This window comes from Actinacidiphila sp. bgisy144, from assembly GCF_057708105.1.
Genome location: NZ_JBYIRM010000001.1, coordinates 121,600 through 141,432, shown reverse-complemented (window position 1 = coordinate 141,432; position 19,833 = coordinate 121,600). Strand labels below are relative to the sequence as shown.

General features: G+C 73.0%; 17 protein-coding genes and 1 pseudogene. 11 read left to right on the top strand and 7 right to left on the bottom strand.

The genetic code is table 11. The annotated features are described in order from the left end of the window. Positions 1-50 precede the first annotated feature (50 nt). From AC3EVP_RS00700 to AC3EVP_RS00675, 6 genes and pseudogenes are all read left to right on the top strand, one after another. Positions 51-971 carry a type II secretion system F family protein gene (locus tag AC3EVP_RS00700; protein ID WP_435125554.1) on the top strand — a complete coding sequence of 307 codons (921 nt, stop codon included), beginning with the start codon at positions 51-53 and terminating at the stop codon, positions 969-971. Positions 972-984: 13 nt separating this feature from the next. After that, positions 985-1,884 carry a DUF5936 domain-containing protein gene (locus tag AC3EVP_RS00695; protein ID WP_435124713.1) on the top strand — a complete coding sequence of 300 codons (900 nt, stop codon included), beginning with the start codon at positions 985-987 and terminating at the stop codon, positions 1,882-1,884. Between the two features lie 186 nt (positions 1,885-2,070). Beyond that, positions 2,071-2,328 (top strand): hypothetical protein, encoded by a 258-nt coding sequence (locus tag AC3EVP_RS00690; RefSeq protein WP_335980765.1) that lies wholly within the window; start codon positions 2,071-2,073, stop codon positions 2,326-2,328. A 32-nt stretch (positions 2,329-2,360) separates the two neighbouring features. Further along, a pseudogene (locus AC3EVP_RS00685) lies at positions 2,361-2,930 on the top strand (pilus assembly protein TadG-related protein); the annotation flags it as partial. Between the two features lie 200 nt (positions 2,931-3,130). Beyond that, complete coding sequence (locus AC3EVP_RS00680; protein ID WP_335980764.1) at positions 3,131-3,526, top strand: hypothetical protein; 396 nt, start codon at positions 3,131-3,133, stop codon at positions 3,524-3,526. A gap of 7 nt (positions 3,527-3,533) precedes the next feature. Continuing rightward, positions 3,534-4,232: an OmpA family protein gene (locus AC3EVP_RS00675; RefSeq protein ID WP_435124709.1), complete on the top strand. Its 699-nt coding sequence runs from the start codon at positions 3,534-3,536 to the stop codon at positions 4,230-4,232. 187 nt (positions 4,233-4,419) lie between these two features. On the opposite strand, the gene AC3EVP_RS00670 is transcribed toward AC3EVP_RS00675, so the two are convergent. After that, positions 4,420-4,770: a DUF192 domain-containing protein gene (locus AC3EVP_RS00670; protein ID WP_335980763.1), complete on the bottom strand. Its 351-nt coding sequence runs from the start codon at positions 4,768-4,770 to the stop codon at positions 4,420-4,422. 47 nt (positions 4,771-4,817) lie between these two features. On the opposite strand from AC3EVP_RS00670, the gene AC3EVP_RS00665 reads away from it, so the two are divergent. Then, on the top strand, positions 4,818-5,540 hold the full coding sequence (locus tag AC3EVP_RS00665; RefSeq protein ID WP_435124706.1) for a prepilin peptidase: 723 nt from the start codon (positions 4,818-4,820) through the stop codon (positions 5,538-5,540). 112 nt (positions 5,541-5,652) lie between these two features. Here the strand turns inward: AC3EVP_RS00665 and mgrA are convergent, their stop codons facing one another. Further along, positions 5,653-6,696, bottom strand: coding sequence for an L-glyceraldehyde 3-phosphate reductase (gene mgrA / locus AC3EVP_RS00660; protein WP_435124704.1), 1,044 nt, complete (start codon positions 6,694-6,696; stop codon positions 5,653-5,655). A gap of 158 nt (positions 6,697-6,854) precedes the next feature. Between mgrA and AC3EVP_RS00655 the strand changes: the two genes are divergently transcribed. The 4 genes from AC3EVP_RS00655 (at position 6,855) to AC3EVP_RS00640 (ending at position 11,926) form a co-directional block, all read left to right on the top strand. Next, entirely contained in the window at positions 6,855-7,616 is a 762-nt protein-coding gene (locus AC3EVP_RS00655; protein ID WP_335980760.1) for an isoprenyl transferase, read from the top strand. A 172-nt stretch (positions 7,617-7,788) separates the two neighbouring features. Then, entirely contained in the window at positions 7,789-9,108 is a 1,320-nt protein-coding gene (gene phoH2, locus AC3EVP_RS00650) for an RNA 5'-3' helicase PhoH2 (protein ID WP_335980758.1), read from the top strand. Positions 9,109-9,529: 421 nt separating this feature from the next. After that, positions 9,530-10,213 (top strand): aggregation-promoting factor C-terminal-like domain-containing protein, encoded by a 684-nt coding sequence (locus AC3EVP_RS00645; protein WP_435124700.1) that lies wholly within the window; start codon positions 9,530-9,532, stop codon positions 10,211-10,213. Between the two features lie 138 nt (positions 10,214-10,351). Continuing rightward, the gene (locus tag AC3EVP_RS00640; protein WP_435124698.1) at positions 10,352-11,926 is read left to right on the top strand and encodes an AI-2E family transporter; all 1,575 of its coding nucleotides are present in this window, start codon (positions 10,352-10,354) and stop codon (positions 11,924-11,926) included. Between the two features lie 89 nt (positions 11,927-12,015). Here the strand turns inward: AC3EVP_RS00640 and AC3EVP_RS00635 are convergent, their stop codons facing one another. The 5 genes from AC3EVP_RS00635 to AC3EVP_RS00615 all read right to left on the bottom strand — a co-directional run bounded on the left by AC3EVP_RS00635 (position 12,016) and on the right by AC3EVP_RS00615 (position 19,795). After that, positions 12,016-14,493 (bottom strand): ABC transporter permease, encoded by a 2,478-nt coding sequence (locus tag AC3EVP_RS00635; protein ID WP_435124695.1) that lies wholly within the window; start codon positions 14,491-14,493, stop codon positions 12,016-12,018. Continuing rightward, entirely contained in the window at positions 14,490-15,158 is a 669-nt protein-coding gene (locus tag AC3EVP_RS00630) for an ABC transporter ATP-binding protein (protein WP_435125551.1), read from the bottom strand. Before AC3EVP_RS00630 ends, AC3EVP_RS00635 begins: the two co-directional genes overlap by 4 nt. Positions 15,159-15,238: 80 nt before the next feature. Then, entirely contained in the window at positions 15,239-15,763 is a 525-nt protein-coding gene (locus AC3EVP_RS00625; RefSeq protein WP_335980754.1) for a PadR family transcriptional regulator, read from the bottom strand. Between the two features lie 191 nt (positions 15,764-15,954). Beyond that, the gene (locus AC3EVP_RS00620; RefSeq protein ID WP_435124691.1) at positions 15,955-17,412 is read right to left on the bottom strand and encodes a catalase; all 1,458 of its coding nucleotides are present in this window, start codon (positions 17,410-17,412) and stop codon (positions 15,955-15,957) included. Positions 17,413-17,578: 166 nt separating this feature from the next. Next, positions 17,579-19,795, bottom strand: a complete 2,217-nt coding sequence (locus tag AC3EVP_RS00615) for an ATP-binding SpoIIE family protein phosphatase (RefSeq protein WP_435124688.1) — start codon at positions 19,793-19,795, stop codon at positions 17,579-17,581. Positions 19,796-19,833: the final 38 nt, after the last annotated feature.

The following is a 19,833-nucleotide window of genomic DNA, read 5'->3' as shown; positions in this document are numbered from 1 at the left end:
TCGCCGGCACCCTCCTTGCCGGCACCCAGTTCGCCTCCGGGCCCTACCCGCTGGCCGTGCTCGGCGCCGCCACCCTCGCACTCGCGCTCGGCGTGTGGGGCGTGCACGCCTGGTGGGGCGGCCGCGCCGACCGCGCCGCGCTGGTCGAGCGCCTCGCCGGGGAAGAGGGCGACGCCCCCGCCCGGCGGCCCGCGTTCGCCGCGCTCGACCGCCGGGTGCGCCGCTACGCCTGGGGCCGCCGGCTGGCCGGACGGCTCGCCGCCACCGGCACCAACCTCACCCCCGGCCAGTTCACCGCCGCCGTCGCCGGTGTCGTCGTCGCCGCCTGGGTGGTCGCCGCGACGCTCCTCGCACCGTTCTTCGGGCCGATCGCCGCGCTGCTGGCCGGCTGGGCCGGCGTCTCCTTCCTGTCCTGGCGGCGCCGGGTGCGCAACGAGCGCTTCATCGCCCAACTCCCCGAACTCGCCCGGGTCCTGGCCAACGCCACCCAGGCCGGCCTGGCCCTGCGCACCGCGGTCTCCATGGCCGCGGAGGAGCTGGAGGCCCCCGCGGGCGAGGAGTTGAAGCAGGTCGCCGACGCCATGGCGCTCGGCCACTCCGTGGAGGACGCGCTCGGCGAACTCCAGCAGCGGCTGCCCAGCCGCGAGTTGGTGGTGCTGGTCTCCACGCTGGTGCTCTCCAGCCGGGCCGGCGGCTCCCTGGTGGAGTCCCTGCGCAACCTCACCGTCACCCTGGAGGAGCGCAAGGAGACCCGCCGCGAGATCCGCACCCAGATGTCCCAGGTCACCGTCACCGCCTACGCGGTCCCGGTGATCGGCGTCGGCTCGCTGCTGCTGCTCAACCGGATCATGCCCGGCTCGCTGGCCGCGATGACCGGCTCGGGCATCGGCCGGATCTGCGTACTGGTCGCCCTGGCGCTGTACGTGGTCGGGTTCGCGCTCATCCGCCGGATGTCCCGGATCGACGTGTGAGGAGCCTGCCGCGATGAACCTGACCGGACTCGGCCTCGCCGTCCTCCTCGCCGCCGCCGTCGCCGGTGTCGTCCACGGCATCGGCCTGCTGCGCGCGGACGCCAAGCTCCCCGACGACCTCGCGCTCGCCCTGGAGGTCGGCCGCACCCGGACCACCCGCACCGGCAACGCCATCGACCGGGTCGGCATGCGCTGGGCGCCGATGGTGCTGCGCATGATGGGCCCGGCCCGGATCGCGAAGATGCGCGCCCGGATCGACCACGCCGGCCACCCCTACGGCCTCACTGTGGAGCGCTACGCCGCCCGCCGTGCGGTCTACGGCTTCCTCGGCGGCGTCGCCGCGCTGGCGCTGCTCACCCGCGGCAACTGGTTCCTCGCACTGCTGCTGCTCGCGTACGCCTGGTGGTGGGCGGACCTGGGGATCTGGCTGGCGGTGCGGCGGCGCCGCGACGACATCGAGCGCACCCTGCCGGACTTCCTCGACGTGCTCGCGGTCGTGGTCAGCGCCGGGCTCGGCTTCCGCCAGGCCCTGGAGCGGGTCAACTCCGTGTACCAGGGCCCCTGGTCGGACGAGATCCGGGTGGCGCTGCGGCAGATGGACGTCGGGGTCAGCCGCCGGGACGCCTTCGACCAGCTGCGCAAGCGCAACCGCAGCGACCAGGTGGGGCAGTTCGTCACGGCACTCCAGCAGGGGGAGGAGCTGGGCGCGCCGATCGCGCGCACGCTGCTCCAGATCGCCACCGACATGCGCCGCACCGAGGCGCAGAACGCCCGCCGCCGCGCGGCGCGGATGGTGCCGCGCGCGACCGGGGTCATCACGATCCTGCTCGTCCCGGCCACCATGATCCTGCTCATCTCGGGCACGATCATCGGTTCGCAGATTCACTTCGGTGACCTCTTCGGGGGTGGGTGAGCCGGTTGTTTTGCGTGAACGGGGTACGACGCAGCGTGAGTTCGCGTCATGCTGGCTCTGCGGGCGCGGACGCGCCCGTTGTGAGCGGCAGGAGCAGCGAAGGGCGGTGCGCCGTGCCCGACGAAACCGGCCGGCCGGAACCGGCCGCCGTGACCAGGAGCCAGGTGATCAGGAATGGGGCGAGCAATGAACAGGTGGGTTCTCCAGCACTACACGGACGCCGAGGTATGGCTCCGCACCCGCACGGACCGGCTGACCACCCGCCTGGCCACCCGCACGGCGACCCGCTCGGACCGCGGCCAGACCTCCTTCGAATACCTCGGCATCGCGGTGGTGATCGCCGTGATCATCGGCGTCCTGGCGGGAACGACGGACATCGGCAACACCATCAAGACCGCGATCACCAACACCATCAACAAGATCACCAGCGGCAGCGGCAAGTAAGGCGGCTCGGCGGCGACAGCGGCCAGACGGTCGGCCTCTACATCGTCGCCATCGGCGCGCTCTTCTTCCTGGCCTTCGCCTACTTCGCCGTCGGCCAGGCGGCGGTGACCCGCAACAGCGCCCAGACGGCGGCGGACTCGGCGGCGTTGGCGGCGGCCCGCGAGAACCGCGACGACGTCCAGGCAGCGTTTCTCGCCGCTTTGCAGGGCGACGACGTCGCGGCGCTCGCCCGCCTGCTCGAAAGCGCCAGCCTGGACGACGTGAAAGCCTGCGGCGCCGCCTCGGACTACGCGAACGCCAACGACGCTACGGTGGCCACGTGCGACTCGCTGGCCGACAAGCCCGGCTACACCGTCACCGTCATCACGAAGAGCACCGTGGGCAGTTCGGTGATCGACGGCACCGAGGACACCCATGCGAAGGCGACCGCGACCGCCGTGGTCGAACCCCGGTGCAGCTTCGGCGCCAAGGACGGGAAGATCCTCCGGTTCACCTGTGACGGCAGCGAGCTCGCCATCGACCCGAAGGCGGGCGACTTCACACTGGACCTGTCGGACTTCTACTCCGTCCACCTGGCCAAGTCGCCACAGGACGATCAGTGAGGGAATGGGGAGCGATGAGGTACGGGCGGAGGGCGACGACCGCGGTGGCATGCGCGGCCCTCGCCGTCGTGTCACTGGCCGGCTGCGGCGGAGGAGGCGGGAGCAAGGACGACGGCAAATCCTCTGCGTCGCCGAGTGCGTCCGTCCAGGCCACGAAGAGCGCAGGCGGCACGGACTCGCCGTCCCCGTCTGCGACTCAGGTGCTGGCCCAGATCAAGGGTGAGAGCGACATGCTCGTCACCATCAACTCCGCTGTGCGCGACTCCGGAGGGTTCGTCACGGTGGAGGGCACCGTGACCAACAACGGGCAGACCGCCTTCAGCGCCGACCTGTGGGTCGGGGAGGAGACCGCGCTCAGCCACTCGGGTGCATCCGTCGCCGGGGCCGTGTTGGTGGATGAGGCGGGGAAGAAGCGGTACTACGTCCTGCGGGACACCGACGGGCGGTGCCTGTGCACCATGGGCCTGGTGGGCATCCAGCCCCAGGAGACCCGCCCCTTCTTCGCCCAGTTCCCCTCCCCCCCGGAGTCGACCACCTCCGTCGAGTTCGAACTGCCCACCATGCCCCCCGCCAAGATCTCCATCTCCGAGGGGTGACCCCGCCGTGACCCGCACACCCCACCCCCACCCCCACCCCCACCCCGGGCCGCGCCCCCGCCGGGCCGCCGCCGCGATCGGCGCCTCCGCCGCCGCCCTGATCCTCGTGTGCGCCGCCCCCGCCACCCCCGCGGCCGCGGACTCCACCCCGCCGCCCACCGCGGGCGACACCACCGCCACTCCGCCCGTGCAGGTCGACCCGAAGTCACCTGACCTGAAACTCCAGGCGGGCGCCACCCTCGCTCCGCCGAAGGTCCTCGACATCGTCTCGGTCACCGACCAGGGCTCGGTCTCCGCCAGCCAGCCCGAGGAGCGGCAGGAGACGTCGAACACGACGGTGACGTACGCCCTGCAGTCCGAGGTGCTGTTCACCAAGGACAGCGCGAAGCTCTCGGCGACCGCGACGTCCCGCATCCAGGAGATCGCCGGCGACATCAACGCGCAGCACGTCACCTCGGCCATCCGGGTCTTCGGCTTCACCGACAACCTGGGCAGCAGCACGCACGGCGACGTGCTGTCCAAGCAGCGGGCCACCGCGGTGTACAACGTGCTCGCCGCGCAGCTCGCCACGCTCGGCGACCCGAACCACACCTTCCAGGTCCGCGGCTACGGCGAGCAGTATCCGATCGCCGACAACTCGACCGAGGCCGGCCGCCGCGAGAACCGCCGGGTGGAGATCACCTTCACCCCGCCCGCGGCGTCGTAGCCCGGCGTGTCGTACCGCGGCGGACGGCGCCGGCGCGGTACGGTTCAAGTCCCCCCCTCGGGCCGGTTCGCGCTCCCCCCCTGCGAACCGGCCCGTTTTCCGTGCGGCACCGCGGCACCGCGGCACGCCGCGCCCGTACCGGCGCCGGCACCGTGCTCCGCACCACCCCGCGCCGCCCGAGCCGGCGTCAGTCCCGTACCTCCAGGGTGACGCCCTTCGCCACACCCCATCGGGCGAACGCGCCCGCCTCCGCCTCCAGCACGTGCCGGGCCCGCAGCCGGGGGCGGCCCAGCCGGCCGGGCGGCATGGTGCGCACCGCGAGCACCCGCAGCCGCCGGTCGAGGTAGGCCACGTCGATGGCGAACCGCATCCGCACGGTGTGGATGCTGGACGCGGGGGTGAGCAGCAGCGCGCCGTCGATCCCGCTGCGGCCCAACAGGCCCCGGGTGCGGGCGCGGTAGGAGGCGGCGACGTGCAGCGGCACCTCGCCGGTGGGTGTGCGCAGCGCCCCTTCGCCGTCCCGCCAGCGTCGGCGCATGACCCGTTCCTCCCTCACGGCGCGGCCGCCCGTGTACGGTCGGCCCGGTGCATGTCTATCTGATCGTGGGCGCCGCCGTCTGGGGAATAGCGAGCGGGCTGCTGCTCCTGCCGCGTGCCGCCTACCGGTTGGCGGTCCCCGCCGGTGAGCCCTGGGCGGCGCTGTGCCCGGTGGACGCGCATCCCGTCGGGGGCTGGCTCGGCCCGGCCCGCTGCCCGCGGTGCCCGCAGGGGCAGCGGCGGTACGGCCCCGGGTACGGCGCCGCGCTCGGCTGCGCGCTGGTGTGCGCGGCGCTGGCCTGGCGGGTGGGCGGGCACCCCGAACTCGCGGTGTGGCTGCTGCTGGTGCCAGTCGGGGGCGTCCTCACGCGGGTCGACCTGGCCGTCCGCCGGCTGCCCGACGTCCTCACGCTGCCCGCGCTCGGCCTCACCGCGCTGCTGCTCGGGGGCGCCGCCCTGCTGCCGTCTGCGCAGGGCTCCTGGACCCGGGCGCTGATCGCCGCCGCCGCCCTGGGCGTGCTGTACGCGGTGCTGTTCTTCGTCAACCCGGCCGGCATGGGGTTCGGCGACGTGAAGCTCGCCCCGACCCTCGGGCTGGTCCTGGGCTGGTACGGCTGGGGGGCCGTGGTGACCGGCACCTTCGCCGGTTTCCTGCTCGGCGCCGTGGTGGGGCTCGGCCTCATCGCCGCCCGCCGCGCCACCCGCAAGACCGCGATGCCCTTCGGCCCCTTCATGCTCGCCGGCACCCTGGCAGCGGTCCTGCTGGCCTGACCGCCGCCGGACGGCCGCCCGGATGCCAAGCCCGCCCGGATGCCAAGCCCGCCCGGATGCCCCTCCCGCCCGGGTGCCCCCGCACTGGTGGGTGCACCCGGGCGGCCGGTGCTCAGGCGTCGCTGCTGACGCTCCACAGGTTCACGCCGGCCGGCTCCACCGCGTGGCGGTCGATCTCGGCCAGCTCCTCCGCGGTCAGCGGCGCCGCGCCGACGGCGGCGACGTTCGCCTCGAGCTGCGCGACGGACGAGGCGCCGATCAGCGCCGAGGTGACCCGCGGGTCCCGCAGCACCCAGGACAGGGCGAGCTGCGCCAGGGACTGGCCGCGGGCGGCGGCGACGTCGTTGAGGGCGCGCAGCCGGGTGATCGTCTCGTCGTTGACCAGCTCGGGGTCGAGCGACTTGCCCTGGGCGGCCCGCGAGTCGGACGGGATGCCGCCGAGGTAGCGGTCGGTGAGCAGGCCCTGCGCCAGCGGCACGAAGCCGATGCAGCCCATGCCCTCCTCGTCGAGGACGTCGAGCAGGCCCTCGTCCTCGATCCAGCGGTTGATCATCGAGTAGGACGGCTGGTGGATCAGCGCCGGCACGCCCAGCTCGCGCAGGATGCGGGCGGCCTCGCGGGTCCGCTCCGGGCCGTAGGAGGAGATGCCGACGTACAGCGCCTTGCCCTGCTGGACCGCGGTGGCCAGCGCGCCCATCGTCTCCTCGAGCGGGGTCTCCGGGTCGAAGCGGTGGGAGTAGAAGATGTCGACGTAGTCCAGGCCCATCCGGGACAGCGACTGGTCGAGCGAGGCGAGCAGGTACTTGCGGGAGCCCCACTCGCCGTAGGGCCCTGGCCACATGTCGTAGCCGGCCTTGGTGGAGATGACCAGCTCGTCGCGGTAGGGGCGGAAGTCCTGCGCGAAGAGGGTGCCGAAGTTCGCCTCGGCGGCGCCGTAGGGCGGGCCGTAGTTGTTGGCGAGGTCGAAGTGGGTGACCCCGAGGTCGAACGCGCGGCGCAGGATCGCGCGCTGCGAGTCCAGGGTGCGGTCGTCGCCGAAGTTGTGCCACAGGCCCAGCGAGACCGCCGGGAGCTTCAGGCCGCTGCGGCCGGTGCGGCGGTACTCCATCGTGTCGTAGCGCTCGTCGGCGGCGCGGTAGAGGTTTCTGATGTTCACCGCCTCTGCTTATCACGAGTGGTTGAAGCTTCTCCCGTTCGCGGCCGCCGAACCGGTGCGCAAGCGGGCCCGCGGCCGCTCGACCCGGTTCGTGCGTACGGCTGTTCGCGCAGTAGTGTGGCCGCGCGGGCGACGAGCACATGAGGGGCTGGTACGCGATGAATCTGCGCGACCTGGTGTACGGGCTGTACTCCCGCCGGGTGGAACGCCGGATCGACGTGTCGCAGGCCCCTAAGCACATCGGTGTGATCCTGGACGGCAACCGGCGGTGGGCGAAGGCGTCCGGCGGCAGCCCGGAGCAGGGCCACCGGGCCGGCGCGGACAAGATCGCCGAGATGCTGGGCTGGTGCGAGGAGACCGGTGTCGAGGTGGTCACGCTGTGGCTGCTGTCCACCGACAACCTGGACCGGCCGGCCGACCAGCTGGTGCCGCTGCTGGGCATCATCGAGGACGCCGTCACCGAGCTGGCCGCGGCCGGGCGCTGGCGGGTGCACCACGTGGGCACCATGGACCTGCTGCCGGCGCACACCCAGAGCGTGCTGAAGGAGGCTGAGCAGGCCACCGACGGCCAGGAGGGCATCCTGGTCAACGTCGCGGTCGGCTACGGCGGCCGGCAGGAGATCGCCGACGCGGTCCGCTCGCTGCTGCACGAGCACGCCGGGCGCGGCACCTCCATCGAGGACCTGGCCGGGATCCTCGACGTCGAGCACATCGCCGAGCACCTCTACACCCGCGGCCAGCCCGACCCGGACCTGGTGATCCGCACCTCCGGTGAGCAGCGGTTGTCCGGTTTCATGCTGTGGCAGAGCGCCCACTCGGAGTACTACTTCTGCGAGGTCTTCTGGCCCGCTTTCCGGAAGGTCGACTTCCTCCGGGCGCTGCGCGACTACGCCGCCCGGCACCGCCGCTACGGGGCCTGAGCGACCCGGTAGGGCGCGGTGAGCGCTGCGTGGCGGAGCGATGACCGTCGGGTGACTGTCGTATGCATCCGCATGCGCGCGGCTGTTCCAGGGCATATCACTGGCAGACCGGCATCCGGGTCCTGGTTGCCGGACCGCAAGACTCACCTCTCCCGAGGGGGTTCGTCCACACGTGGTGACCAGCAAGAACCGCCGTGATCACGACCGGCGCACATACGTACTCGACACCAGCGTGCTGCTCGCCGACCCAGGCGCCTTCACCCGCTTCGAGGAGCACGAGGTCGTGCTGCCGCTCGTGGTGGTGACGGAACTGGAGGCCAAGCGCCACCACCCGGAACTCGGCTACTTCGCCCGCCAGGCGTTGCGCACGCTCGACGAGTTCCGGATCAGGTACGGCCGGCTGGACGCGCCGATCCCGATCGGCGACTTCGGCGGCACGCTCCGGGTCGAGCTCAACCACTCGGACCCCGGGGTGCTGCCCGCGGGCTTCCGGCTCGGTGACAACGACTCGCGCATCCTCGCCGTCGCCCGCAACCTCCAGGCCGAGGGGTACGACGTGACCGTCGTCTCCAAGGACCTGCCGTTGCGGGTCAAGGCGTCCTCGGTCGGGCTGCTCGCCGAGGAGTACCGCGCGGAACTCGCCATCACCTCCGGCTGGACCGGGATGGAGGAGCTCCAGGTCGGCGCCGAGGACGTGGACACCCTCTTCGCGCAGGAGGTCGTCGACCTGCCCGAGGCGGCGGAACTGCCGGTGCACACCGGCCTGGTGCTCCAGTCCGAGCGCGGCAAGGCGCTGGGCCGGGTCACCGCGGACGGCCGGGTGCGGCTGGTGCGCGGCGACCGCGACGCGTTCGGCATCCACGGGCGCAGCGCCGAGCAGCGGATCGCGCTGGACCTGCTGCTGGACCCGGAGGTGGGCATCGTGTCGATGGGCGGGCGGGCCGGCACCGGCAAGTCCGCGCTGGCGCTGTGCGCGGGTCTGGAGGCGGTCCTGGAGCGCCGCCAGCACCGCAAGGTGATGGTCTTCCGCCCGCTGTACGCGGTCGGCGGGCAGGAGTTGGGCTATCTGCCGGGCAGCGAGGCGGAGAAGATGAGCCCGTGGGCCCAGGCGGTCTTCGACACCCTCGCGGCGGTGACGTCGAAGGAGGTCATTGAGGAGGTGGTGGCGCGCGGCATGCTGGAGGTGCTGCCGCTGACCCACATCCGGGGCCGTTCGCTGCACGACGCGTTCGTGATCGTGGACGAGGCCCAGTCCCTGGAGCGGAACGTCCTGTTGACGGTGCTGTCCCGGATCGGGGCCGGCTCGCGGGTGGTGCTCACCCATGACGTGGCCCAGCGCGACAACCTCCGCGTGGGGCGGTACGACGGCGTGGTCGCGGTGGTGGAGAAGCTGAAGGGCCATCCGCTCTTCGCGCATGTGACGCTCAGCCGGTCCGAGCGGTCGCCGATCGCGGCGCTCGTCACCGAGATGCTGGAGGACGCCGGCAGCTGAGCAATCGCCGCATCTGTCCGATAATCAGGTGAGTTGATGCTGCTGCGTCCGGGTAAACCGGGCGCAGCAGCTTAGCGTTCGGGCGGTGCGGACGCAGGGAATTACCTCCTTCCGCAGCATGTGAAGTTTGCCACTCAACCGGAAATTGCCGCACGGCGTCGGAGTACGGCAGGGTGTGAGGCTGTCAGGCCCCGCTCATGGCACTCCCGTCACCCCTCGGGGAACGGGAACGCGTCACTCACAAGTCCACATCGACGCCATGAGCCGCCCGAGCACCACGCGGACCCCGCAAGGGACTTCGCACCGGGCCAGTACCCCCGTGACCGCCCGGCCCGTACGGCGGACCGGCCCAGGGGGACCGCGCCAGGGGCACGATTCCGTCCGTGCGGTCACCAAGCGGGCGATTCCGGAAGGAAACCGTGTGAGCCGGATCTCGGTCCGGGGACTCGCGGTGGCATCTGCCACTGCGGTCACCACTGTGGGCGCCGTGGTCGGCGTCGCGTCGGGTGCAGACCAGGGCCACGGCACTGCCGAACAGCCGGTCGAAGCCGCGGGCACGACGACCCTCCTCGCGGACATCCCCGCCGGCCAGCAGGTGCAGCAGGCGTCGTTGACGGAGCAGGTACAGGCTCAGTCCGACGCGGCAGACGCCTCGGCCAGGCAGTCCGCGGAGCAGGCGGCCCGCGTCCAGGCCGCGAAGGACGCCGCCAAGAAGAAGAAGGCGGACGACGCCGCGGCGGCCAAGGCGGCCCAGCTCAAGGCGGAGGCCGGCAAGGGCGATCCGAGCGCGAGCTTCTCGGTCCAGGCTTCGTACAGCACCGCGCAGGTGCAGGCGATGGCGAAGCAGATCGTCGGCAGCGGCCAGTACATGTGCTTCTCCAACATCGTGACGCGCGAGAGCGGTTGGGACTACACCGCGACCAACGCGTCCAGCGGCGCCTACGGCCTCGTGCAGGCGCTGCCCGGTTCCAAGATGGCCTCGGCCGGCGCGGACTGGCGGACGAACCCGGCCACGCAGATAAAGTGGGGCCTGAACTACATGAACAGCCGCTACGGCAGTCCGTGTGACGCCTGGCAGTTCTGGCAGGTCAACCACTACTACTAGGATGCGGCGCCGGACCGGGGTCCGGCGCGCACCCCGCCCGATCCGGCCACTCGCGCGGCCGGATCAACCTTGTCCCGGGTAACGTCGTCTCCCACAGCAGTGCCACAGACGGCCGACGGGCCGAGGGGGAGAGCAGCGATGCCGGACAAACGCCACTGGAGCGCGACACTCGCGTCCGGTTTGGCGAATCTCGCCGGGCGGCTGGATCAGAGACACGCCACTGTTTCCGCGCGCGACGCGGAGCACCAGGGGGCCGTGACCACCACGGCCCCCTCTGGCGTGCCTGCGCAACCCGCGCCGGACCGTACCGAATCCGCCGCGGTACAGGCGGCGCCGCCCGTGGCGGCCCCGGCTCCTGCGGCGCCCGCGGCGCCCGAGCCGGCCGTCCCGGCACAGGCCGCCGCGCCGCAGCCGGTGCCGGACCCGGTCGCGGTGGTGCCGTGGAGCATGCGGGTCGCCGCCGAGATCGGCTGGCGGCTGCTGGTACTGGCCGGCACCGTGTGGGTGCTGATGCGGGTGATCGGCGCGGTCCGGCTGGTGGTGCTCGCGTTCGTGGCGGCGCTGCTGATCACCGCGCTGCTCCAACCGTTCGTGGCCCGGCTGAAACGCTCCGGGGTGCCGCGGGGGCTGGCCACCGCGATGGTCTTCATCGGCGGCTTCGTCGTCATGGGGCTGGTCGGCTGGTTCGTGGTGTGGCAGGTGATGGACAACGTCGACAACCTGTCCTCCAGCCTCCAGGACGGTATCGACCAGGGGAAGAAGTGGCTGCTCAACAGCCCCTTCCACGTCACCGACGACCAGATCAACCAGGTCGCCAACAACCTCAGCAACGCCATCGGGCACAACAGCAAGCAGCTCACGGACGCGGGGCTGCAGGGCGTCACGGTCATCGTGGAGTTCCTGACCGGCGTACTGCTGGCGATGTTCAGCACCCTGTTCCTGCTCTACGACGGGCCGAACATCTGGAACTGGGTGCTGCGGCTCTTCCCGACCGACGCCCGGGCCGGGCTCGCCGAGGCCGGCCCGCGCGCCTGGCGGACCCTGACGCTGTACGTGCGCGGCACCGTGATCGTGGCGCTGATCGACGCGATCTGCATCGGCATCGGGATCTTCTTCCTCGGGGTGCCGATGGCGGTGCCGCTGGCGGTGGTCATCTTCCTGTCGTCGTTCGTGCCGCTGGTCGGCGCGGTCGCCTCGGGTGCGGTGGCGGTGGTCGTCGCGCTGGTCACGCAGGGGCCGTTCACCGCGCTGATGGTGCTGGCGGTGGTGCTGGCGGTGCAGCAGATCGAGGGGCACGTGCTCCAGCCGTTCATCCTCGGCCGCGCGGTGCGGGTCCACCCGCTCGCGGTGGTGCTGTCGGTGGCGGCCGGTTCGCTGATCGCCGGGATCGGCGGCGCGGTCAGCGCGGTGCCGCTGGTCGCGGTGAGCAACACGGTCGTCGGTGTGCTGCGGGCGCGGGCCAAGTCCGGCGCCACGACGGCCGGTCCAGTAACGGGTCCGGTGGCCGAGACGGTGGCCGCGCCCGCCGGGCAGGCTCCACCGGCTCCGGCGGCGGCTCCGGCGGCGGCCACCGGCCCGGCCCCCGCCCCCGCCGCGGACGGCGGCGCGGGAGCGGCGGGCGAGGCTGCTGCGGCTCCAGTGGCTCCCGCCGGGCCCCAGGCCGAGGACGCGTCGGCCGAGCCGCGCGAACCGGTCGAGGACGGCGTGGAGTAGCCGCGCCGCACCGCCCTCGCCGTATCGGAACGCCCGCGGGGACCCACACCCTTTCAGGAGTGCGGGTCCCCGCGGGCGTTGCCGGGCTCCTACTCCGTGCGCAGCCCGTCCGCCCGCATCAGCCGCCACAGCGGCGGCATGCTCAGCAGGGTCACCGCGAGGATGACCGCCGCCCCGACCCCGGCCATCGTGCCGACCCCGGCCCAGTCCATCTGGAAGGGCCGCTGCACCATGGCGAGCAGCGCAGCCCCGAGCCCGATGCCGCCCGCGACGGCCAGCAGCAGCCCGAGCACCACCGGCACCGCGGTCTGCCACAGCACCGACCAGCCCAGCACCGAGCGCCTGGTGCCGAAGGCGACCAGCACCGCCAGCAGCTTCTTGCGCTCGCGCAGCTGCTCCAGCATCGTCACCAGCAGCCCGGCGCCGATGAGCGCCATCGTGAAGGCCGCACCCGCGAACAGCCCGCGGCGGATCTGGAGGAAGCTCTCCTTCGTCCGGGTGTCGTAGAGGGTGTAGATGTCCATGTCGATGCCGAGCCGGGCCACGGCGTTGCGTGCGTGCTCGATCGCGTCGGGTTGGTGCGGGTCGAGCACCACCGACAGCCGCGCGTCCAGCTCGCCCAGCGGCGCGCCGCTGACCGCCTCCGGGGTGGCCAGTACGCCCCAGGCATGCGAGCCCGTCGCGTCCGCCCGGCTGCCGGCGCGGACGGCGGTGGCCGGGATCTGCCACAGCCGGGGGGTGCCGGTGTAGGTGTCGCCGACCGGCGCGTTGAGGTCGACCTTCGCGCCGGGCCGCAGATAGCGCTGGTAGCCGTCGTCCGCATAGCTGTCGGAGTCCGCCGGCACCAGGAAGACGCTGCCGGGCCGGCAGGCGGTGATCCGCGCCATCTGCCGCAGCGCGGCGCAGTCGCCGACGTCGACCGGCAGTTCGGTGTACTGCGTGCCCGCGCGCCCGGGCAGGCTGCTCGCGTCCGGGCGGGTCGCCTGGACCTCCCCGTAGCCGTAGACCTGCGCGACGCCCTGGGCCGCCGCGACGGACTTCGCGTCGGCGTTCAGCCGGGCGATGTTCTCCACCCGGCCGTCCACGACCGCCTGGGCGCGCTGGGTGTCGGCGCCGGTGTTGCTGACGTAGTCGTCGCTGACGCCGTTGAAGAGCATCTGCAGAGCTATCGCGCCGGCCACCGCGATAGTCACCCCGCTCACCATCCGGGCGGAGGCGCTGCTGCTCAGCTGGAGCCTGCGGGTGGCCAGTTGCCAGGACAGCGGGCCGCCGCTCAGCCGCCCCACCGTGGCCTCCACCGCCCACGGCAGCACCGCGGTCACCCCGAAGAGCAGCAGGACGGCGCCGGCGGCGACCTGGTACTCGTTGATCCCCGAGCCGTTGTGGATCTTGCCGAAGAGCGGGGCCAGCAGCGCCAGTCCGGCCACGGGCAGCAGCAGCCGCCACCACAGCCGGCGCCGCCGGCCCAGCGCCTGGCGTACGACGCCCAGCGGCTCGATCGCGGTGCCGCGCAGACTGGCCAGGGTCACCGCTATCGACGCGAACGGCACGGCGAGCACGATCAGCACCGTCAGCGCCGGGTTCGGCGTCAGGTCCGAGGGGAAGGCCGAGACCGACACCACGCTGATGTGCGCCGCGAGTTGCCGCCCGCCCAGGAAGAGCGCGGCACCGACGGCCAGCCCGAGCAGCGCGCCGAGCAGGGCCTCGCCGGCCGCGATCCGCCGGGTCATGCGGATGTCGGCGCCCACCAGCCGCAGCGCGGCCAGCCGCCGGTCCCGGCGCTCGCCGCCGAGCCGGACCGCGGTGCCGATGAACACCGCGACCGGCAGCAGCAGCACCACCAGCACGATGACCAGGAGCAGTTCGAGCGGCGCGCCCAGGTCCTCGGAGGTGTCGCGGGCACCGAAGCCCGTGATCCGGTCGGCGTTGCCGTGCACGTACTGGGCGTCGTGGGCCACCAACTGGTCGCTGCCGACGTAGTAGTACAGGTCGGCCGGGCCGACGAGTCCGGCCTTCCCGATGGTGCCGGTGACCTGGTGGTCCAGGCGCTCGCGCAGCAGCGGCGCGGAGGCCAGCAGCTTCTTCAGCGCCGGGGAGACCACCATTTCGCCGGGGGCGGGCCAGGCGTCCAGGCCCGGCGGGAGCTGCGCCTTCGCCCCCTCGCGCTGGAGCCGGTAGCCGGTGATGTCGTGTTCGTGGTAGGTCGTGTCGGCGTTCGCCCACAGCAGGGTGTGGTCGCTGGGGTGGGCGACGTAACTGTTGCTCGCGCTCTCCCGGGCGTACTCCTTCTGGCTGTGGGTGTGGACCATCGCCGGGACCGCCGCGGTCAGCAGCAGCAGGGCGACGCCGAGCCCCACGCCCACCGCGGTGAGCAGGGTGCGGGTCCAGCCCTCCCGCCCGCCGCCGAGGGCGAAGCGCGCGCCGAGCGCGAGGTCGCGCAGCCAGGTCCGCACGTCGGCCGAGCGCTCGGCCGGTCCGCCGCCGGACGCCGGGCGGCGCGGCCCGCCGCCGGTCGCGTCGAACCCGGCGAACGGCTCGACTTGCGCGGCCGTCTCCCGCGTACTCATGATGCCCGTTCCATGTCGCGCGACTTCCCGTCCCGCACGACGACTTCCCGGTCGGAGTAGGCGGCCACCCGCGGTTCGTGGGTGACCAGGACGACGGCCGCGCCCGTGTCGTGGGCCGCGTCGGTGAGCAGCCGCATCACGCGCTCGCCGTTGAGCGAGTCCAGCGCGCCGGTCGGCTCGTCGGCGAAGACGACCCGCGGGTCGTCGACCAGGGCGCGTGCCACCGCGACCCGCTGGCCCTGCCCGCCGGAGACCTCGCCGGGCCGCTTGGCGGCGACGTCGGCGACCTCCAGCCGCTCCAGCCACTCGGCGGCCTTCCGCTCGGCGATGCGGCGCTTGACGCCGCCCAGCCGCATCGGCATCGCCACGTTCTCCAGGCAGGTCAGCTCGGGGACGAGCTGGCCGAACTGGAAGACGAAGCCGAAGTCGGTGCGGCGCAGGGCGCTGCGCTCGCCGTCGGTCATCGCCGACAGCTCCTGCCCGCGGTAGCGGACCTGCCCGGAGTCGGGCCGCACGATGCCGGCCAGGCAGTGCAGCAGCGTGGACTTGCCGGACCCGGACGGGCCCATCACCGCGACGACCTCGCCGGCGCGGATGGTCAGGTCCGCCCCTTCGAGTGCCGCGGTCGGTCCGTACGCCTTGCGCACCTCGACCGCCTGGAGCAGCGGTTCGGGGTGTGGCGCCGCCCGGCCGCCCTGGTGCGTGCCGAACGTGTCGGCGTCGTGCGCGCCGCTTCCCCCCGTGGTCACTTGGCCACCTCCGCCGCGAGCTGGTCCAGCCGGGCCGCCGTCAGTTCCAGCCAGCGCAGGTCCGCTTCCAGGTGGAACAGGGCGTGGTCGCAGATGAGCTGGTCGGCGAGGTCGCCGTCCCGCTTGCGGCGGGTCAGCTCGCGCATCAGCCGCAGGTGTTCGGCGCGCTGGGTGTCGAGCAGGTCCACCGCGGAGCGGCCGGTCAGCAGGGCCAGGACGACCTTGGTGTACAGGGTCGTCTGGAGGTAGGGCTCGGGCTTCTCGGGCTGGGCGAGCCACGCCGCCACGTCCGTGATGCCCGCGTCGGTGATGGCGTACCGCTTGCGCTCGGGGCCGCCGCCGGGCTCTATGCCGTCCACCTCGACCAGGCCGTTCTTCAGCAGCCTGGCCATGGTCGAGTAGACCTGGCCGTAGGCGAGGGGCCGGTCGTGTCCGAAGCGTTCGTCGAAGGCGCGCTTGAGGTCGTAACCGTGGCGCGGCCCGGACTCCAGGAGCCCGAGCAAGGTCTGGCCGATTGACATGCGAGCAGACTACACCATGCGTATACATCGCGTGTATACCCACTGTGCATAACTCCTCGCATGGGCGTTTTTGCAGGTCAGGCGCCTGCTGGGTGGTGCGGTCGGAACACGAAGCAGCCCCGGGGCACGGGGGCGAACACGTGTCCCGGGGCTGCGCCCGTGCGGCGGGCCGGCGCGCGGCCCGCCCGGGGTCAGGGCGCCGTGACCGCCTGCGCGATCCGGTCGCCCACCGCCTGGTCGATGCTGCGCCAGTACGCGAAGGCCCGCTCCAGCACCGGCGCGCTCACCCCGTCGGACAGGTGCCCGGCGACGTTGCCGACCAGCCGGTCCCGCGCCGCGTCGTCCAGCACCTCGCGCACCAGGGTTCCCGGCTGCCCGAAGTCGTCGTCCTCCCGGTGCGCCGTGTACGCCTCCCGCACCATCTCGCCGGCCGCCTGCCACCCGGCGATGTCCCCGTACGCCTCGGGGGACGCGGCCGGGCCGCCGTAGGAGTTCGGCGCGTACGGCGCCCCGGTGCGGGCCGGATCGAAGCGCATCGGGCCGTCCTTGGCGTAGGAGTGCACCGGCACGTGCGGGCGGTTCGGCGGCAGCTGCTGGTAGTTCGGGCCGATCCGGTACCGGTGGGTGTCCGGGTAGGAGAACAGCCGGCCCAGCAGCATCTTGTCGGGGGAGGGGCCGATGCCCGGCACCATGCTCGACGGCTCGAACGCGGCCTGCTCGATGTGGACGAAGTAGTCGTCGGGGTTGGTGTCCAGCGTCATCCGCCCCACTTCGATCAGCGGGTAGTCGCCGTGCGGCCACACCTTCGTCAGGTCGAACGGGTTGAACCGGTAGTCCGCCGCGTCGTCGAACGGCATCACCTGCACCCACAGCGTCCATGACGGGTGCTCACCGCGGTCGATCGCCTCCCACAGGTCCTGCCGGTGGTAGTCGGCGTTGTGGCCGGCCATCGCGTCGGCGTCGGCCTGGGTGAGGAAGTCGATGCCCTGGTCGGTCTTGAAGTGGTACTTCACCCAGTACTTCCGGCCGGCGCTGTTGATCCACATGTAGGTGTGGGAGCCGTAGCCGTTCATGTGCCGGTAGGTCTTCGGGATGCCGCGGTCGCCCATCAGCCAGGTCACCTGGTGCGCGGACTCCGGGGAGAGGGTCCAGAAGTCCCACTGCATGTCGTTGTCGCGCAGGCCGTTGTCCGGGCGGCGCTTCTGGCTGCGGATGAAGTCCTGGAACTTGATGGTGTCCCGGACGAAGAACACCGGGGTGTTGTTGCCGACCAGGTCGTAGTTGCCGTGCTCGGTGTAGAACTTCAGGGCGAAACCGCGCGGGTCGCGCCAGGTGTCCGGGCTGCCCATCTCACCGGCGACGGTCGAGAAGCGGGCCAGCATCCGGGTGCTGCGGCCGGGCTGGAACAGGTCGGCTTTGGTGAACTCCCGCACGTCGCCGGTCACCTCGAACCGGCCGTACGCGCCGCTGCCCTTCGCGTGCACCACCCGCTCCGGGACCCGCTCCCGGTTGAACTGGGCCATCTTCTCGATCAGGTAGTGGTCCTGGAGCAGGATCGGCCCGTCCGGTCCGACGGTCAGCGAGTGCTCGTCACTCTCCACCGCGATGCCTGCGTTGTCGGTCGTGGCCGGAACCTTCGACGTGCTCATCGCGCGCCCCTCCATGGGATTCCCGTCGGGCATGACGGTTCCCACCTTGGCCCGCACCCGGCCGCACGGCACCTGGAAGCGGGCGGCCGTACGAGGGAGCGGCACCTGTGTGAAGGGCCGTGCGGAGGAGCCCGACGAGGGTGCCCTCCTGGCAGGAGGGCCCCGGTCAGAACGGCAGCTCGAACCAGACGACCTTGCCCGCGCCCAGACGGGTGGCGCCCCAGCGCTGGGCCATGCGGTTGACCAGGTAGAGCCCGCGGCCGCCTTCCTCCTCTGGGGCGGCGTGGCGCATCCGGGGCAGCAGCGGGGCGTCGTCGCCGACCTCGCAGCGCAGGACGTCGGTGCGCAGCAGCCGCAGCGTCACCGGGCGCTCGGCGTACCGCACCGCGTTGGTGACGATCTCGCTGACCAGCAGCTCGGCGGCGTCGACCTGGTCGTCCAGCCCCCAGCGGGTGAGCGCCTGCCGGACCAGCCGCCGGGCCCGCCCGGCGGTCTGCGCCTGCGGTTCGAGGAACCAGTACGCCACGTCGCTCGGCGCGATCCCGGCGAACCGTGCGGCGAGCAGCGCGATGTCGTCGTCGCGGTCACCCGGCCCGAGGATCTCCAGCACCTCGTCGCACAGCGGCTCCAGCGGCGGCGGGGAGACCACGCTCGCCGCGTCGTGCAGCCGCTCGCGCAGCATCTCGATGCCGCCCCACACGTCACGGCTGCGCGACTCCACCAGCCCGTCGGTGTACAGCAGCAGCGTCGCCCCGGCGGGCGCGGGCAGCTCCACCGCCTCGAACGGCACCCCGCCCACGCCGATCGGGGCGCCCGGCGGCACCCGCAGCACCTCGGCGAGGCCGTCGGCATGCAGCAGCACCGGCGGCGGGTGGCCGGCGTTGGCCACCACCAGGCGGTGCGCGATCGGGTCGTACACCGCGTAGACGCAGGTCGCCATCCGGTCCTGGCCGAGCCGCTGGGCCTGCTCGTCGAGGTGGTAGAGCACCTCCTGGGGGGCCAGGTCGAGCCCGGCGAGGGTCTGCACCGTGGTCCGCAGCTGGCCCATGATCGCCGCCGACGTCATGGAGTGGCCCATCACGTCGCCGACGACCAGCGCCACCCGGCTGCCGGGCAGCGGAATCGCGTCGTACCAGTCGCCGCCGACCCGGGCGGACTCCGCGGCCGGCAGGTAGCGGCTGGCGAGCTGCACCCCGGTCGGCTGCGGCAGCGAGTCCGGCAGCATCTCGCGCTGGAGCGCGTCGGCGATGTACGCCTCGCGGCCGTAGAGCACCGCCTTGTCCACGCCGAGCGCGGTGTGCGTGGCGAGTTGGGCGGCCACCAGCAGGTCGTCGGCCTCGAACGGTGGCCGGTCCGCGCGCCGCAGCAGCACCGCGGCGCCGATCACCCGGCGCCGGCCGCGCAGCGGCGCCAGCAGGGCGCGCCGACCGGTGGGCAGCGGGCCGGGCGGGTTGCCGAGCAGCTCGGCCATCGCGTCGGCGGCCCGCTGCGACTCCGCGAAGACCGGGCGGACCCCGCGCAGCACCTCTGCGAGCGGTCCGTCCAGCAGCACCCCGATGGTCTCGGGGGCGCCGCCGTACGGCGTCTCCAGCGCGGGCAGGGTGCCGACCGGCACGTCCGGTGTGTCTCCCGGGCCCTCCAGCCCGCCGTCCGCCCGGCGCAGCCGCAGCCGCAGCGGGCCCGAGGGGCGCTCGTCGCCGACCGGCAGCGGCTCGCGCAGGTAGACCAGGATGGCGTCGGCGAACGCGGGCACCGCCGAGCGGCACAGCCCGAGCAGGATCTCGTCCAGGTCGAGGCCGCGGGCGATCCGGCGGGTGGCCGCGCCGACGTACCGCAGCCGGTCCGCCTCGGGGCCGGTCTGCACCGGCATCGGGATGCGCATGCCCACCGAGTCCTCGTCCGCGGTGTGCCCGGGCGCGTTCAGCGCCGTGCCCCGCGGCGGTGTGCTCACAAACGAGCTCAACGCCTCGCTCCCCTCCGTCACTGCCGGCACCCATCCCGTGTCGTGTGCCGCGGCCGGCCCCTCGGGCCGGGTCCCGCCGTGCGCCTCGCCCGGCGCCCTTTCCGCGTGGTGCTGCCCCGCCGCCGGGGCACTGTCGCTCCGCGGTGCACTGTACGCCCCGGGCCGGGCCGGTGCGGCGGGCTCGGGGGTCTGCTCGTCGTGCGCGCGGGCGATGGCCGCCGCTCCGCCGTGGTCGTGGCGGTGCGCCTCGGCCTCGGAAGCGCCCGGCGCCGCGGGGCCGGGCGGTGCCGCGGGCTCGTCCTCGGCCGGCGGCACCGGCGCGCGCAGCCCGAACCGGCCGCGCGGGTCCTGCGGGTCCTGGGCGTCCTGCGGGGGCGGCGCGGCGTGCGGCCGGGGCGGGTGTGGCGGGTCCGTGGTCACGCGAGTAGGTCCATCCGTCGGTGCTCCGCCTCGGACAG

Coding starts and splice junctions, on each gene's coding strand:
- AC3EVP_RS00695 (WP_435124713.1), top strand. CDS start 985: ATGAACCTGACCGGACTCGGCCTCGCCGTCCTCCTCGCCGCCGCCGTC.
- AC3EVP_RS00690 (WP_335980765.1), top strand. CDS start 2,071: ATGAACAGGTGGGTTCTCCAGCACTACACGGACGCCGAGGTATGGCTC.
- AC3EVP_RS00670 (WP_335980763.1), bottom strand. CDS start 4,770: ATGCGCCGACGCTGGCGGGACGGCGAAGGGGCGCTGCGCACACCCACC.
- AC3EVP_RS00655 (WP_335980760.1), top strand. CDS start 6,855: ATGAATCTGCGCGACCTGGTGTACGGGCTGTACTCCCGCCGGGTGGAA.
- AC3EVP_RS00640 (WP_435124698.1), top strand. CDS start 10,352: ATGCCGGACAAACGCCACTGGAGCGCGACACTCGCGTCCGGTTTGGCG.
- AC3EVP_RS00635 (WP_435124695.1), bottom strand. CDS start 14,493: ATGAGTACGCGGGAGACGGCCGCGCAAGTCGAGCCGTTCGCCGGGTTC.
- AC3EVP_RS00625 (WP_335980754.1), bottom strand. CDS start 15,763: ATGTCAATCGGCCAGACCTTGCTCGGGCTCCTGGAGTCCGGGCCGCGC.
- AC3EVP_RS00620 (WP_435124691.1), bottom strand. CDS start 17,412: ATGAGCACGTCGAAGGTTCCGGCCACGACCGACAACGCAGGCATCGCG.